The organism is Pseudarthrobacter sp. LMD1-1-1.1, assembly GCF_040676255.1.
Classification (GTDB): domain Bacteria; phylum Actinomycetota; class Actinomycetes; order Actinomycetales; family Micrococcaceae; genus Arthrobacter.
On the sequence record NZ_JBEGHP010000001.1, the window covers coordinates 572,158 to 586,885 of the forward strand.

Genomic DNA, 14,728 nt, shown 5'->3' on the forward strand with positions numbered 1-14,728 from the left:
TATGGGAATCCGTAAGTACAAGCCGACTACCCCGGGCCGTCGTGGCTCGAGCGTAGCGGACTTCACCGAAATTACGCGGTCGACGCCGGAAAAGTCGTTGGTACGTCCGCTGCCCAAAAAGGGCGGCCGTAACAACTCCGGTAAGATCACCACCCGTCACAAGGGTGGCGGACACAAGCGCCAGTACCGTCTGATCGACTTCCGTCGCCACGACAAGGACGGCGTCAACGCCCGCGTTGCCGAAATCGAGTACGATCCGAACCGCACGGCTCGCATCGCCCTCTTGCACTACGTTGATGGCACCAAGCGTTACATCATCGCTCCCAACAAGCTCGCCCAGGGTGACGTTGTCGAGGCAGGTGCCGGTGCTGACATCAAGCCCGGTAACAACCTGCCCCTGCTCAACATCCCGGTGGGTACTGTCATCCACGCAGTTGAACTGCGCCCGGGTGGCGGCGCCAAGATGGGCCGCTCCGCCGGCGCATCCATCCAGCTTGTTGCCAAGGAAGGCCGCTTCGCCCAGCTGCGTCTGCCTTCCGGCGAAATCCGCAACGTTGACGTGCGCTGCCGCGCAACCGTCGGCGAGGTCGGCAACGCCGAGCAGTCGAACATCAACTGGGGCAAGGCCGGCCGTATGCGGTGGAAGGGCGTTCGCCCGACCGTCCGTGGTGTCGCCATGAACCCGGTCGACCACCCGCACGGTGGTGGCGAGGGTAAGACGTCCGGTGGACGTAACCCCGTCAACCCGAACGGTAAGCGGGAAGGCCGCACCCGCCGCCCCAACAAAGAGAGCGACAAGCTTATTGTGCGTCGCCGTCGTACTGGCAAGAACAAGCGATAGGAGCCTGGACACATGCCACGCAGCCTGAAAAAAGGTCCTTTCGTTGACCAGCACCTCTTTGTGAAGGTAGCCAGGGAAAACGAAAAGGGCACCAAGAACGTCATCAAGACCTGGTCCCGCCGTTCGATGATCATCCCCGACATGCTCGGACACACGATCGCCGTACACGACGGACGCAAGCACATCCCGGTGTTTGTCACTGAGTCGATGGTCGGGCACAAGCTCGGCGAATTCGCTCCCACGCGGACATTCCGCGGCCATGTCAAGGACGACCGTAAGGGCAAGCGCCGCTAGGCGCCTGCGTTTACGTCAAAGACGAGAGAAGGAAAGCAATGGAAGCCAAGGCAATTGCGCGCCACATCCGCGTAACGCCTATGAAGGCCCGGCGCGTCGTCAACCTTGTTCGTGGATTGCAAGCGAATGAGGCTCTGGCAATTCTGAAGTTTGCCCCGCAGGCAGCTTCGGAGCCGGTATTCAAGGTAGTTCAGTCAGCAATCTCCAACGCCCGGGTCCTCGCGGACCGCGACGGCGTGGCGTTTGACGAAGGCGACCTCATCATCAGCGAAGCGTTTGTTGATGAAGGCCCGACCATGAAGCGGTTCCAGCCGCGTGCCCAGGGTCGTGCATTTCAGATCAAGAAGCGCACCAGCCACATCACCGTGGTAGTCGCTACCCCGGAGAAAGAGGAGGCTCGCTAAGTGGGACAGAAAGTAAACCCGCACGGGTTCCGACTCGGCATCACCACCGATCACGTATCGCACTGGTTCGCTGACAGCACCAAGGCCGGCCAGCGGTACAAGGACTTCGTTCGCGAAGACATCCGCATCCGCCAGCTCATGTCCACGGGCATGGAGCGCGCCGGCATCGCCAAGGTCGAGATCGAGCGCACCCGTGACCGCGTCCGCGTGGACATCCACACGGCCCGTCCCGGCATCGTCATCGGCCGCCGTGGAGCAGAAGCAGACCGCATCCGCGGCGAGCTCGAAAAGCTCACTGGCAAGCAGGTCCAGCTGAACATCCTCGAGGTCAAGAACCCCGAGATGGAAGCCCAGCTTGTGGCCCAGGGCGTTGCAGAGCAGCTGACTTCCCGCGTGGCGTTCCGCCGTGCGATGAAGAAGGCCATGCAGTCCGCACAGCGTGCAGGTGCCAAGGGCATCCGTATCGCCTGCTCGGGCCGCCTGGGTGGCGCTGAAATGTCCCGCTCGGAGTTCTACCGCGAAGGCCGTGTGCCCCTGCACACCCTCCGCGCGAACATCGACTACGGCTTCTACGAAGCCAAGACCACCTTCGGCCGCATCGGTGTGAAGGTCTGGATCTACAAGGGTGACGTCACCGCCAAGGAACTGGCTGCACAGGCTGCTGCCGCACCGTCCCGCGGTGGCCGTGGCGAGCGTCCCGGCCGCCCGGGTGGCGCGGACCGCGGTGACCGCCGCCGTCGCAACGACCGTCCGGCCGCTGAAGCAGCTCCTGCTGCCGAAGCACCGGCAGTTGAAGCAGCACCTGCTGCTGCAGAAGGAGGACAGGCTTAAATGCTTATCCCACGTCGAGTAAAGCACCGTAAGCAGCACCACCCGGGTCGTTCCGGCGCTGCTACGGGCGGCACCCAGGTCTCCTTCGGTGAGTACGGCATCCAGGCACTGAGCCCGGCATACGTCACCAACCGTCAGATCGAGTCCGCTCGTATCGCAATGACCCGCCACATCAAGCGTGGCGGTAAGGTCTGGATCAACATCTACCCGGACCGTCCGCTGACCAAGAAGCCTGCCGAAACCCGCATGGGTTCCGGTAAGGGTTCACCGGAATGGTGGGTCGCCAACGTCAAGCCGGGCCGGGTTCTGTTCGAACTCTCCGGTGTCAATGAAGAGGTAGCTCGCGAGGCCCTGCGCCTGGCAATCCACAAGCTGCCGTTGAAGGCACGCATCGTGCGTCGCGAGGGTGGTGAATAGAAATGGCAGTAGGATCCAAGGATCTGGCTCCCGCACAGCTGGACGGTTTCGACAACGAGCGTCTCGTTGAAGAACTCCGCAAGGCCAAGGAAGAGCTGTTCAACCTGCGTTTCCAGTCCGCCACCGGACAGCTGGAGAACCACGGTCGCCTGCGCGCGGTAAAGAAGGACATCGCACGCATCTACACCGTTCTCCGCGAACGCGAGCTGGGCATTCGTGCCGAGGTTGCCGCACCGGTTGTGGAAGCCAAGGAAGAGAAGAAGTCCAAGAAGGCTTCAACCAAGAAGGCCGAAAAGGCTGAAAAGGCTGAGACCGAGGAGGACGCCAAGTGAGTGAAAAGGACCAGAACGTGACCGAAACTGCTACCGAAGCCAAGGCTGGGCAGCGCGGTTACCGCAAGACCCGTCGCGGTTACGTGGTCTCCGACAAGATGGAAAAGACCATCGTTGTCGAGGTTGAAGACCGCGTGAAGCACGCACTGTACGGCAAGGTCATCCGCCGCACCTCCAAGGTCAAGGCACACGACGAAGAGAACACCGCCGGCATCGGCGACCTCGTTGTCATCGCCGAGACCCGTCCGCTGTCCGCCACCAAGAATTGGCGGCTCGTGGAAATCCTCGAAAAGGCCAAGTAGCACCTGCTGCTTCGCTGGAAGCCCCTGCTCCCTTCCGGGAGCGGGGGCTTCCTCGCTTAACGCGGGCGTCACGCCAGGCAGCTTTTGAGTGAAGCGGACGACGGCGGCGCCACGCCTGGCGGGGGAGCGGCACCGTTAGCGGGCCGAAAGGCTGCCCTGCGTGACGCCGTCGTCCGTCCCGCCTAAACGCCCCATCACTTACTACCGCTTTTTCGGCGACGCCCCATCACTTATTACCGCCTTTTCGGCGACGCCCCATCACTTCCCGTCGCCGGTACGCCTGGAGGTGATCGGGCGTTGGTTGTTTTGCTGCTGGAGGTGATCGGGCGTTGGTTGTTTTGCTGCAGGAGGTGATGGGGCGTTGTGCTGGCGGGGGAGCGGCACCTTAGGCGGGCGGAAAGGCTGGCCTGCGTCACGCCGTCGTCCGTCTTGCCGGGCAGGGGACGGTGGTGATATGGGGACTGGCGGAAAACATGCTAGGATATTGAGTTTGTATGGCGCCTTTCGCGCGCCATCATCAACCTCGTAAACAAGCGTGCCACAGCATAGTGCCCCTGTGCGCCCGGGATCCGTCCCGGACCGGGTGGGAGCAACTGCTTCTGGCACGGGCGTTTAGGCCTGGTCTGGCAAAATCCAGGCAGGTCAAGAGACACCCCGATCAACCGTTCCGCAAGGCTCATTCCGTAGCAACATCACGGCCTGAGAACCGGCGCGACGCAAGGAGTAAATAGTGATTCAGCAGGAGTCGCGACTCAAGGTCGCCGACAACACGGGTGCTAAGGAAATCCTTACCATTCGCGTTCTCGGTGGATCTGGCCGTCGCTACGCAGGCATCGGTGACGTCATTGTCGCCACCGTCAAGGATGCAATCCCGGGCGGCAACGTAAAGAAGGGCGATGTGGTCAAGGCCGTCATCGTCCGTACCAAGAAGGAACGCCGCCGTGCGGATGGTTCCTACATCAAGTTTGACGAGAACGCAGCTGTGATCCTGAAGAACGACGGTGACCCCCGCGGTACCCGTATCTTCGGACCGGTTGGTCGTGAACTGCGTGACAAGAAGTTCATGAAGATCGTTTCTCTGGCTCCGGAGGTGCTCTAGTCCATGGCTGCAAAGATCAAGAAGGGTGACCTGGTTCAGGTCATCACTGGCGCCAAGGCTGAGCGCGGCGGCGACCGTGGCAAGCAGGGCAAGGTTCTGCGCGTCTTCACCGACACCAACCGCGTGCTGGTTGAGGGTATCAACCGCGTCACCAAGCACACCCGTGTTGGACAGTCGCAGCGCGGCACCAAGACCGGCGGCATCGAGGTCGTAGAGGCCCCGATCCACATTTCGAACGTGGCCCTGGTTGACCCGTCGACCAAGAAGCCGACCCGTGTGGGCTTCCGCCTCGACACTGTGGAGAAGAACGGTGTCAAGAAGACCGTCCGCGTCCGCGTGTCCAAGAGCTCCGGGAAGGACATCTAATGACTGAGACTCTCGAGACTCCGGCAACGAAGATCGTTCCTCGTCTGAAGACCAAGTACGCCGAATCCATCAAGGCAACGCTCCAGGATGAATTCAAGTACGAGAACGTGAACCAGGTACCCCGTCTGGTGAAGGTTGTTGTGAACATGGGTGTTGGAGATGCCGCCAAGGACTCCAAGCTGATCGACGGCGCTGTCCGCGACCTCACCCAGATCACCGGCCAGAAGCCGCAGGTTACCAAGGCCCGCAAGTCGATCGCACAGTTCAAGCTGCGTGAAGGCATGCCCATCGGTGCACACGCTACCCTGCGTGGCGACCGCATGTGGGAATTCGTGGACCGCCTGGTCACCCTGGCTCTGCCCCGTATCCGCGACTTCCGCGGCCTCAGCGGCAAGCAGTTCGATGGCAACGGCAACTACACCTTCGGTCTGACCGAGCAGGTTATGTTCCACGAAATCGACCAGGACAAGATCGACCGCGTCCGCGGTATGGACATCACGGTTGTCACCACTGCCAAGACCGATGACGAAGGCCGCGCGCTGCTCAAGGCGCTTGGTTTCCCGTTCAAAACCGAAGCTTAATTAACTACGTAAAAGGTCCGGCCGCTCCGCTCCCCCGGGAATGGAACGGCGGAAACCGTTATGAGGAAGGGCATGAGCCCACATGACAATGACAGATCCTGTCGCAGATATGCTTACGCGCCTGCGTAACGCAAACTCGGCATACCACGACTCCGTGTCTATGCCTTACAGCAAGCTCAAGGCGCGCGTTGCCGACATCCTCAAGGCCGAAGGTTTCATCGCCGGCTGGAAGGAAGAGGACGCCGAGGTTGGCAAGAAGCTGACCCTGGACCTCAAGTTCGGTCCGAACCGCGAGCGTTCCATCGCCGGTGTACGCCGCATCTCCAAGCCGGGTCTCCGCGTTTACGCGAAGTCCACTAACCTCCCGCACGTGCTCGGTGGCCTGGGTATCGCTATCCTGTCCACCTCTTCCGGCCTCCTGACTGACAAGCAGGCCGGCAAGAAGGGCGTGGGCGGCGAAGTCCTCGCGTACGTCTGGTAACGGGAAAGGAAGAGAATAATGTCACGTATTGGACGTCTCCCCATCACCGTTCCTGCCGGCGTTGAGGTCAAGGTTGACGGCTCTGTCGTCAGCGTCAAGGGTTCCAAGGGGGAGCTGACCCACACTGTGGCCAGCCCCATCGAGGTTGCCCTGGACGAGAACACCCTGACCGTCAGCCGCCCGAACGACGAGCGCGCCTCCCGTTCGCTCCACGGCCTGACCCGCACCCTGATCGCCAACATGATCCAGGGCGTCACCGCAGGCTACGAGAAGAAGCTTGAAATCGTCGGTACCGGTTACCGCGTTCAGGCCAAGGGATCTGACCTTGAGTTCGCTCTGGGCTACAGCCACCCGGTCAACGTTTCGGCTCCGGCCGGCATCACCTTTGCAGTAGAGGGACCGACCAAGCTCTCTGTCTCAGGTATCAACAAGCAGCAGGTCGGCGAGGTCGCTGCCAACATTCGCAAGCTGCGGAAGCCTGACCCGTACAAGGGCAAGGGCATCCGTTACGCCGGCGAAGTCATCCGCCGCAAGGTCGGAAAGGCTGGTAAGTAACCATGGCCATCTCCATTAACAAGAAGCGTACGAACAAGAGCAAGGCTGCTGGTCGCAGCCGCCGCCAGCTTCGTATCCGCAAGCGCATTTCCGGTACGGCTGTCCGCCCCCGCCTGGTGGTCAACCGCTCCGCACGCCACGTATTTGTCCAGGTTGTCGATGACACCATTGGCCAGACCGTAGCAAGCGCGTCCACTCTGGAAGCTGACCTTCGTGCATTCGACGGTGACAAGACTGCCAAGGCCAAGCGCGTTGGCGAGCTCGTTGCCGAACGTGCCAAGGCTGCCGGCGTCGAGGCTGTTGTGTTCGACCGTGGTGGTAACAAGTACCACGGCCGGATCGCCGCCGTCGCTGACGGTGCACGCGAAGGTGGGCTGTCACTGTGACCGAAGCAAACAAGGAAAAGGACACTGTGTCTGCAGATCAGAAGGCGCCCGAAGCCGCAGCTGCTGAGACCACTGCCCCCGCTGCCGAGGACCGCCGTGGTGGCGCCCGTCGCGGCGAGCGTGGCGACCGTGGCCAGGGCCGCGGCGACCGCGGTGGCCGTGGCGGCCGCGACGGTGGCCGTGAAGCCGAAAAGAACCAGTTCGTAGAGCGCGTTGTCACCATCAACCGCGTCTCCAAGGTCGTCAAGGGTGGTCGTCGCTTCAGCTTCACCGCACTGGTCGTCGTTGGTGACGGTAACGGTATGGTCGGCGTGGGCTACGGCAAGGCCAAGGAAGTTCCCGCTGCTATCGCCAAGGGCGTTGAAGAGGCCAAGAAGTCCTTCTTCCGCGTTCCCCGCGTTGGCAACACCATCCCGCACCGCGTTCAGGGTGAAGCCGCTGCCGGCGTCGTAATGCTGCGTCCGGCTTCCGCCGGTACCGGTGTTATCGCCGGTGGTCCGGTCCGTGCAGTACTGGAGTGCGTGGGCATCCACGACATCCTCTCCAAGTCGCTCGGTTCCTCCAACGCCATCAACATCGTTCACGCGACCGTTGATGCCCTGAAGCGCCTCGAAGAGCCGGCAGCAGTGGCAGCACGCCGCGGCCTGCCGCTGGACGAGATCGCTCCGGCAGCGTTGGTGAAGGCCCTCCTGGCTCCGAAGGCAGGTGTTTAGTCTTGGCTAAGAACCTGGTCCCCTCGGACGCTCAGTTGGAAATCACTCAGATCAAGTCCGCCATTGGCGGCAAGCAGAACCAGCGCGACACCCTGCGGTCCCTCGGCCTGAAGCGGATCGGACACACTGTTGTCCGCACCGCCGACGCCGTAACCGTTGGAATGCTCAACACGGTTCCGCACCTGGTAAAGGTAGAGGAGGCGAAGTAAATGGCAGAGAACACTGCTGATAAGGCGCAGGCTGCTGAGAAGCAGAACGCCCTGAAGGTTCACCACCTGCGTCCCGCACCGGGTGCCAAGACCGCCAAGACCCGTGTTGGTCGTGGTGAGGCATCCAAGGGTAAGACCGCCGGCCGCGGTACCAAGGGTACGGCTGCCCGCTACCAGGTGAAGGCTGGCTTTGCCGGCGGCCAGCTGCCGCTGCACATGCGCCTGCCCAAGCTGCGTGGCTTCAAGAACCCGTTCCGGGTCGAGTTCCAGGTGGTAAACCTGGACAAGCTCAACGAGCTGTTCCCGGAAGGTGGCGCAGTCACCGTGGAGAACCTGGTCGAAAAGGGTGCCGTTCGCAAGAACCAGCCCGTCAAGGTGCTGGGCACCGGCGACATCACCGTCAAGGTTGACGTCACCGCCCACGCATTCTCGGCCAGCGCCGCCGAAAAGATTGCTGCAGCAGGCGGAAGCACCACCGCCCTGTAAAGGACGGCGCCAGCTGTAAAACTCCCGGTATCCGCGGGCTTCGGCCCCGGATACCGGGAGTTTTTCGTATCCGCCTGGCGAACAATTCCCGCCTTCCGGCGCATGCCGGCCGGCCCGGATTGTTCGCTCGGCACATAGACCCGTTAGACTCGGATGTCGGGATTTATCAAATTCCGCCACCCCCACCCTTATTGACACCACAGGAGGACGCTTGCTTAGCGCATTTGGCCGGGCCTTTCGCACGCCTGATCTGCGACGCAAGTTGTTGTTCACGCTGGGAATCATCACCATCTTCCGCTTGGGTGCTTTCATTCCCTCGCCCGGTGTGAACTACCAGAATGTCCAGCAATGCTTGCAGAACGGTCAGACCGCCGGCGGGCTGTACCAGCTCGTTAACCTCTTCAGCGGCGGCGCGTTGCTCCAGGTGTCCATCTTCGCCCTGGGCATCATGCCCTACATCACGGCCAGCATCATCGTGCAGCTGCTCCGGGTGGTCATTCCCCGGTTCCAGCAGCTATACGAAGAGGGCGCGTCGGGACAGTCCAAGCTGACCCAGTACACCCGTTACCTCACCATCGCCCTGGGCCTGCTCAACGCCACTACGCTGGTGTCCCTGGCCCGCTCAGGGCAGCTGCTTCCCGGCTGCCAGCTGCCGGTGATCCCTGACAGCAGCATCATCACCACCATCCTGATCATCATCACGCTCACGGCAGGCACCGGCCTGATCATGTGGATGGGCGAGCTCGTCACGGAGAAGGGCGTGGGCAACGGCATGTCGCTGCTCATCTTCACCTCCATCGCCGCCCAGTTCCCCACCTCCCTGGGTGCCATCTGGACCTCGCAGGGACCGGGAACCTTCTTCTTGGTCCTGGTGGTGGGTCTGCTCACCGTGGCCCTGGTGGTCTTCGTCGAGCAGTCACAGCGCCGCATCCCGGTGCAGTACGCCAAGCGGATGATCGGACGCCGCACTGTGGGCGGCACCAGTACCTACATTCCCATCAAGGTGAACATGGCCGGTGTCATTCCGGTGATCTTCGCTTCCTCCATGCTCTACATTCCCGGACTGATCGCTCAGTTCAACCAGCCCCGGAACGGCGAGCCCATGCAACCGTGGGTTGAGTGGATTAACAACAACCTCACCCGCGGTGACCACCCGATCTACATGGCGGTTTATTTCGTCCTGATCGTGTTCTTCACCTACTTCTACGTCGCGATTACCTTCAACCCTGAAGAAGTCTCAGACAACATGAAGAAGTACGGCGGCTTCATCCCAGGTATCCGCGCCGGCAGGCCGACCGCTGACTACCTGCAGTACGTGCTCTCACGGATCACCCTGCCCGGCGCCCTCTACCTGGGCTTCGTGGCATTGATCCCGCTGGTGGCACTCGTGCTGATCAACGCAAACCAGAACTTCCCGTTCGGTGGCACCTCGATCCTGATCATGGTGGGCGTTGGGTTGGAGACCGTAAAGCAGATTGATGCGCAGCTACAACAACGTCACTACGAAGGGCTTTTGCGATGACGAGAATGCTGATTATTGGACCTCCCGGTTCCGGAAAAGGAACGCAGGCGGAGCGGATTTCAGAACGCCTCGGCGTTGTGGCCATCTCCACCGGCGACATCTTCCGTGCCAACGTGAAGGGCGAAACCCCGCTCGGCGTCGAGGCCAAGAAGTACATGGACAACGGTGACTTCGTCCCGGACAGCGTGACCAACAAGATGGTCCGTGACCGCCTGAACGAGTCCGATGTCGAGAACGGCTTCCTGCTGGACGGCTACCCGCGCACCACCGCGCAGGTGGACTACCTTGACGAGATCCTCGCCGACGGCGACGAGAAGCTCGACGTGGTCCTGCAGCTGACTGCCGACGACGAGGAGCTGGTACACCGCCTCCTGGGCCGGGCCAAGGAAACGGGCCGGAGCGACGACAACGAAGCCGTCATCCGCCACCGCCTGGACCTCTACCACGAGCAGACCGAAGCTGTGGTGGCGAAGTACGCCGACCGCGGCATCCTCACCAAGGTTGACGGAATCGGTCCGATCGACGAAGTAACCAACCGCGTGATGCAGGCCATCAAGGCCGCACAGGCCGCCTGACCCAAGGCGCCCGGTTTTATCGAGGCTCCTCCCGGCATCCGGGAGGAGCCTCAGCCATTTGAAAGGAAACATCATGGCCTTCGGCCAGCCCCGCATCGAATACAAGAACAACGCCCAGATGCGCACCATGCACGAGGCCGGCCTGGTTCTCAGCCGTGCACTGGATGCCGCCGTTGCCGCCGCGGTGCCGGGGGTCACCACCAAGCACCTGGACGATGTCTTCGCCGCCGTCCTCAACGAGGCAGGCGCCAAGTCCAACTTCCTCGGCTACCACGGCTTCCCGGCCACCATCTGCACGTCCGTCAATGAGGAAGTGGTGCACGGCATTCCGGGCAGCCGCGTCCTGCAGGACGGCGACATCATCTCCATCGATGGCGGCGCGATCGTCAACGGCTGGCATTCGGATTCCGCGCGCACGGTGATCGTGGGAACAGCGGACCCGGAAGACCAGCGCCTCTCGGACGTCACCCAGGCCGCCATGTGGCGGGGGATCGCTGCCCTGGCCGGCGGCTCGCACGTGGGGGACATCGGCGCCGCCATTGACGACTACGTCTCCTCCGTCCCCGGCAAGCCGCTGGGCATCCTGGAGGACTACGTGGGCCACGGCATCGGCTCCGAGATGCACATGGCCCCGGACGTCCTGAACTACCGCACCAACCACCGGGGCCCCAAGATCAAGCCTGGCCTGTGCCTTGCCATTGAACCCATGCTGGTCCGGGGCGGCATCGAGACCGCAGTCCTGGAGGATGACTGGACCGTGGTAACCACCGACGGCAAGCGCTCCTGCCAGTGGGAGCACTCCGTGGCAGTGCACGAGAAGGGCATCTGGGTGCTGTCGGCGCCCGACGGCGGTGCGGAGCACCTGGTGCCCCTGGGCGTCACCCCGGTGCCGATCCCCTAAGGGGACACGCTTCCCCCTCTTCTACGCGCATTTTTCTGCGTGACGCACAAAAGCCCTGGCAGGACCCGGATCCGGGTCCCGCCAGGGCTTTCGCGTTTCGACAGCGGCTAGGACTTCAGCTTCGGCTTCACGTCCCGGTCGTAGATACCCTGCAGGGTGGTCTTCAGGTCCGTCATGGTGGACTTGACGTCGCCTTGCTGGGTGAGGATCTTCGCAGCGGCCTTTGCCATCTCCTGGTCAGCACCGGGCAGGAACACGCGGGCGTTGTCCTGGACCTTGGTCACCGCGAGCTGGTCCACTGCGGTCTGGATCTGCGGCGTCTTGGCCAGGACCGCCTTCATGTCGGCCGACTTGCGGGTGGGCATGTAGCCGGTGGCGGCGGAAAACTCCGCGGTGCTCTCCGGCTGGGTGACGAAGTCCAGGAACATCCCGGCGGCCAGCTGTTCCTCCTTGGAAATGCCGCTGGGGATGCCCAGGCCTGCACCACCCGTGGGGCAGACGTTGGAGGTCGCCTTGGGGCCGCCGGGCAGGAAGCCGACACCCACGTTGAACTTGGCCGACTTCAGGATGCCCAGCAGCGAGCCCGTGGAGGCGATGGTGGCCGAAGTCAGGCCTGCGGAGAAATCGTCGGCCGCTTCCTTGGACGAGACACCCGCCCACTTGTCCTTGTAGATCGAGTCCTGGGCCCACTGCAGCGCGGCGACGGATTCGGCGGAGTCGCAGGTGATGTCCCATTCCTTGGACCAGCCCCCGCCCCAGCCCCAGAGCATATTCTGCAGGGTCCAGCCCGCGTAGCCGGCCAGAGCCGGATAGATGTAGGCGTACTGGGCGCCGGAGCTTGCCTTCAGCTTGGGTGCCCACTCGCCGAATTCCTGCCAGGTCTTGGGAGCACGGTCCGGGATCCCGGCTGCCGCGAAGTGGTCCTTGTTGTAGTAGAACAGCGGCGTTGACCGGCCGTAGGGCAGCGCCCACTGCTTTCCGTCGTACTTGTAGTCATTGACCAGTGACTGCTGGAAATCGTCCATCTTCATGTTCAGCTGCTTGGTCAGGCTGTCCACCGGAATGATGCTGCCGTTGGTGTAGTACCGGAACCACCAAACGTCGGAGAGGACAACGACACCCGGGAGGCCGGACTTGGCTGCCTGCGCGGTCTGGAACTTCTGGGCGATTTCCTCGTAGTTGGCCCCGGCGGTGACCAGGTTGACGGCGATGCCCGGGTTCTTGGCCTGGAACTTCTCGATCAGGCTCTTTTCCACATCCTGGGACTGTCCGGGGTGGCTGGACCAGAAGTCGATTTTGGCAGCAGGCTTCACGCCGCTGAAGTCGATATCGGCCGCCTGGGACGTGGCCTGTCCACCGCCGCTTGTAGAAGGTCCGCCGCATGCGGCCAGGGCTGCGGCAGAGGCGGTGAGCCCTGCCAGGCCCAGGAAGTGCCTCCGGTCCAGGTGAAGTGTCATGACAGTTCCTTTCGGTTGTTGCCTGCGGAAGGGGGAGTACTTGGAGGTTGGGTAGTACGACGGCGGCCGGCGGCTTAGCCGGTCACGCTGCCTTGGGTGAGGCCCGCCACGATGTAGCGCTGCAGGGCCGCGAAGATGATCAGGATGGGAACGATGACCAGGACTGCCCCGGCCATGAGGACACCCCAGCCGGCGGCGTTGCTCTCGTTGTTCTGCAGGAGGGTGAGGCCCACCGGCAAGGTCATGGTTTCCGGCCGGTCCGTGATGATCAGCGGCCAGATGTAGTCGTTCCACTCGGTCACGATGGTCACCAGGGCTACCGTGGCAATGGAAGGCACGGAGACGGGGACCACGATCTGCCACAGCCGGCGCCAGTGCCCGGCACCGTCCATCTCTGCAGATTCGAGAATGGAGGCGGGCAGGGTACGGAAGTGCTGCCGCAGCAGGAACGTGCCGAACGCGGTGCCAAGGCCGGGCAGGATGATGCCCCACAGGGTGTTCTTCCCGCCGATCCCCGCGATCAGGATGAAGTTGGGCAGGATGGATACCTGCGGCGGCACCATGAGGGCCACCAGGATCAGCAGGAAGATGAAGTTCCGGAACGGGAAGCGGACAAAGACCAGGGCGTACGCCGTCAGGATGGCCAGGAGCACCTTGATGGTTGCCCCTGACAGGGTGACGATGGTGCTGTTCAGGAAGAACTGCCCGAAGGGGACCGTAGTCATGGCGGTCCGGTAGTTCTCCAGGTTCAGGCTTTCCGGAAGGATCTTCAGGTCGGTGGTGACGATTTCGCCCGATTGCTTGAAGGAGCTGAGCACCATCCACAGCAGGGGAAGGAACACCACCAGCGTGGCGATCAGCAGCGGCAGGTAGCCGCCGACCAGGGTCTGGACAAGGTTCCGGCGGGAGAACGGCCGGTCGCGGCGAAGGCCGGGGTCCGGTGCGGCGATGGCCGGAGCGGCGGGGTCCGGGCTCACCGGTGATAGGGATGTCACGAGTAATGAACCTTTCGTTCCACGAACCGCAGCTGGAGCACGGTGATCACCAGGAGGATGGCAAACAGGACCACCGAGATGGCCGCTGAGTAGCCGGCCCTGTTGTAGGCCCCGAAGGCCTGGAGGTATGCCTCGTAAATCAGGGTGCTGGTGCCGGTGCCCAGGGGTGTCATGATCCGGATGAGGTCGAAGGCCTGCAGCGAGCTGAGCATGGTGGTGATCAGGAGGAAGAACGTGGTGGGGGACAGCAGCGGCAGCGAGATGCTGACGAAGCGGCGGAACCCGTTGGCACCGTCGAGGGACGCCGCCTCCATGACCTCCTGCGGAAGCGACTGGAGCCCGGCGAGGTACACCACCGCGCAGTAGCCCAGGTTCTTCCACACGTAAACCAGGATCACCATGACCAGCGACAGCTGGGGATCGTTGATCCACTGCGGGCTCTGCTGCCCGATGCCCCGGAGCAGCCAGGCCAGGACGCCGTAGCCCGGATCAAAAATGAACAGCCACACCAGGCCCACGCCGACGCCGGAGAGGACGTAGGGGGCAAAGACGGCGGAGCGCGCGAACGTGGTGCCGCGGACCTTCGCGTTCAAGGCCAGCGCAACCAGCAGGCCCAGGATCATCGAACCGCCCACCGTCACCAGCGTGAACACTGCGGTGGTGCCCAGGACTTTCGGGGCATCGTTGCTGGTGAAGAAGGTGACGTAGTTGGCGAAGCCCACCACGCTGGCGGTGGGGGAACCGAGGGTCCAGTCCAACGTGGAGTAGTACATGTTGCTGAACAGCGGCCGGTAGGTGAAGACGGCGATCAGCACCAGGTTGGGCAGCGCCATGGCAAGGAAAACAAAGAAGTCGCGGCGGGTCCTTGCGGTCCACCGCCGTCGTGGAACTTTTGCCGAACGCCCCGGGGGCCTCTTGGGTTTGGTGGCGGGGTGCTGGGCGAGTTGACGGGTCATGCGTGTCTCTCCCGGGTTGGGAGCC

General features: G+C 62.7%; 22 protein-coding genes. 19 read left to right on the plus strand and 3 right to left on the minus strand.

What is annotated here, in order from left to right:
* Position 1 precedes the first annotated feature (1 nt).
* The 19 genes from rplB to map all read left to right on the plus strand — a co-directional run bounded on the left by rplB (position 2) and on the right by map (position 11,295).
* Positions 2-841, plus strand: coding sequence for a 50S ribosomal protein L2 (rplB, locus tag MRBLMD1_RS02785; protein WP_141159767.1), 840 nt, complete (start codon positions 2-4; stop codon positions 839-841).
* Positions 842-853: 12 nt separating this feature from the next.
* Positions 854-1,135: a 30S ribosomal protein S19 gene (gene rpsS / locus MRBLMD1_RS02790; protein ID WP_003803803.1), complete on the plus strand. Its 282-nt coding sequence runs from the start codon at positions 854-856 to the stop codon at positions 1,133-1,135.
* Between the two features lie 38 nt (positions 1,136-1,173).
* On the plus strand, positions 1,174-1,539 hold the full coding sequence (gene rplV, locus MRBLMD1_RS02795; protein ID WP_009358304.1) for a 50S ribosomal protein L22: 366 nt from the start codon (positions 1,174-1,176) through the stop codon (positions 1,537-1,539).
* On the plus strand, positions 1,540-2,370 hold the full coding sequence (gene rpsC / locus MRBLMD1_RS02800) for a 30S ribosomal protein S3 (RefSeq protein WP_141942674.1): 831 nt from the start codon (positions 1,540-1,542) through the stop codon (positions 2,368-2,370).
* Entirely contained in the window at positions 2,371-2,787 is a 417-nt protein-coding gene (rplP, locus tag MRBLMD1_RS02805) for a 50S ribosomal protein L16 (protein ID WP_043454603.1), read from the plus strand.
* A 2-nt stretch (positions 2,788-2,789) separates the two neighbouring features.
* The gene (gene rpmC / locus MRBLMD1_RS02810) at positions 2,790-3,119 is read left to right on the plus strand and encodes a 50S ribosomal protein L29 (protein WP_159631364.1); all 330 of its coding nucleotides are present in this window, start codon (positions 2,790-2,792) and stop codon (positions 3,117-3,119) included.
* Positions 3,116-3,421 carry a 30S ribosomal protein S17 gene (rpsQ, locus tag MRBLMD1_RS02815; RefSeq protein ID WP_043454607.1) on the plus strand — a complete coding sequence of 102 codons (306 nt, stop codon included), beginning with the start codon at positions 3,116-3,118 and terminating at the stop codon, positions 3,419-3,421. The genes rpmC and rpsQ overlap by 4 nt, the downstream gene beginning before the upstream one ends.
* Before the next feature lie 730 nt (positions 3,422-4,151).
* Complete coding sequence (gene rplN / locus MRBLMD1_RS02820) at positions 4,152-4,520, plus strand: 50S ribosomal protein L14 (RefSeq protein WP_003803789.1); 369 nt, start codon at positions 4,152-4,154, stop codon at positions 4,518-4,520.
* A 3-nt stretch (positions 4,521-4,523) separates the two neighbouring features.
* Entirely contained in the window at positions 4,524-4,886 is a 363-nt protein-coding gene (gene rplX, locus MRBLMD1_RS02825) for a 50S ribosomal protein L24 (protein ID WP_364397292.1), read from the plus strand.
* Positions 4,886-5,467 carry a 50S ribosomal protein L5 gene (gene rplE, locus MRBLMD1_RS02830; RefSeq protein ID WP_018769138.1) on the plus strand — a complete coding sequence of 194 codons (582 nt, stop codon included), beginning with the start codon at positions 4,886-4,888 and terminating at the stop codon, positions 5,465-5,467. Before rplX ends, rplE begins: the two co-directional genes overlap by 1 nt.
* 82 nt (positions 5,468-5,549) lie before the next feature.
* Positions 5,550-5,948: a 30S ribosomal protein S8 gene (gene rpsH, locus MRBLMD1_RS02835; RefSeq protein WP_015937843.1), complete on the plus strand. Its 399-nt coding sequence runs from the start codon at positions 5,550-5,552 to the stop codon at positions 5,946-5,948.
* Positions 5,949-5,966: 18 nt separating this feature from the next.
* On the plus strand, positions 5,967-6,503 hold the full coding sequence (rplF, locus tag MRBLMD1_RS02840) for a 50S ribosomal protein L6 (protein WP_159631365.1): 537 nt from the start codon (positions 5,967-5,969) through the stop codon (positions 6,501-6,503).
* Positions 6,504-6,505: 2 nt separating this feature from the next.
* The gene (rplR, locus tag MRBLMD1_RS02845; RefSeq protein WP_159631366.1) at positions 6,506-6,889 is read left to right on the plus strand and encodes a 50S ribosomal protein L18; all 384 of its coding nucleotides are present in this window, start codon (positions 6,506-6,508) and stop codon (positions 6,887-6,889) included.
* Positions 6,886-7,602 carry a 30S ribosomal protein S5 gene (gene rpsE, locus MRBLMD1_RS02850; protein ID WP_141159772.1) on the plus strand — a complete coding sequence of 239 codons (717 nt, stop codon included), beginning with the start codon at positions 6,886-6,888 and terminating at the stop codon, positions 7,600-7,602. The genes rplR and rpsE overlap by 4 nt, the downstream gene beginning before the upstream one ends.
* Positions 7,603-7,604: 2 nt before the next feature.
* Entirely contained in the window at positions 7,605-7,811 is a 207-nt protein-coding gene (rpmD, locus tag MRBLMD1_RS02855; protein ID WP_009358731.1) for a 50S ribosomal protein L30, read from the plus strand.
* On the plus strand, positions 7,812-8,297 hold the full coding sequence (gene rplO / locus MRBLMD1_RS02860; protein WP_013601817.1) for a 50S ribosomal protein L15: 486 nt from the start codon (positions 7,812-7,814) through the stop codon (positions 8,295-8,297).
* Between the two features lie 211 nt (positions 8,298-8,508).
* On the plus strand, positions 8,509-9,819 hold the full coding sequence (secY, locus tag MRBLMD1_RS02865; protein ID WP_159631367.1) for a preprotein translocase subunit SecY: 1,311 nt from the start codon (positions 8,509-8,511) through the stop codon (positions 9,817-9,819).
* A 5-nt stretch (positions 9,820-9,824) separates the two neighbouring features.
* The gene (locus MRBLMD1_RS02870) at positions 9,825-10,394 is read left to right on the plus strand and encodes an adenylate kinase (protein ID WP_201302397.1); all 570 of its coding nucleotides are present in this window, start codon (positions 9,825-9,827) and stop codon (positions 10,392-10,394) included.
* A gap of 73 nt (positions 10,395-10,467) precedes the next feature.
* Positions 10,468-11,295 (plus strand): type I methionyl aminopeptidase, encoded by an 828-nt coding sequence (gene map / locus MRBLMD1_RS02875; protein WP_224026662.1) that lies wholly within the window; start codon positions 10,468-10,470, stop codon positions 11,293-11,295.
* 107 nt (positions 11,296-11,402) lie between these two features.
* On the opposite strand, the gene MRBLMD1_RS02880 is transcribed toward map, so the two are convergent.
* From MRBLMD1_RS02880 to MRBLMD1_RS02890, 3 genes are all read right to left on the minus strand, one after another.
* On the minus strand, positions 11,403-12,752 hold the full coding sequence (locus MRBLMD1_RS02880; protein ID WP_224026661.1) for an ABC transporter substrate-binding protein: 1,350 nt from the start codon (positions 12,750-12,752) through the stop codon (positions 11,403-11,405).
* Positions 12,753-12,826: 74 nt separating this feature from the next.
* Positions 12,827-13,747 (minus strand): carbohydrate ABC transporter permease, encoded by a 921-nt coding sequence (locus MRBLMD1_RS02885; protein WP_414703657.1) that lies wholly within the window; start codon positions 13,745-13,747, stop codon positions 12,827-12,829.
* Positions 13,744-14,703, minus strand: a complete 960-nt coding sequence (locus tag MRBLMD1_RS02890) for a carbohydrate ABC transporter permease (protein ID WP_201302398.1) — start codon at positions 14,701-14,703, stop codon at positions 13,744-13,746. Before MRBLMD1_RS02890 ends, MRBLMD1_RS02885 begins: the two co-directional genes overlap by 4 nt.
* Positions 14,704-14,728: the final 25 nt, after the last annotated feature.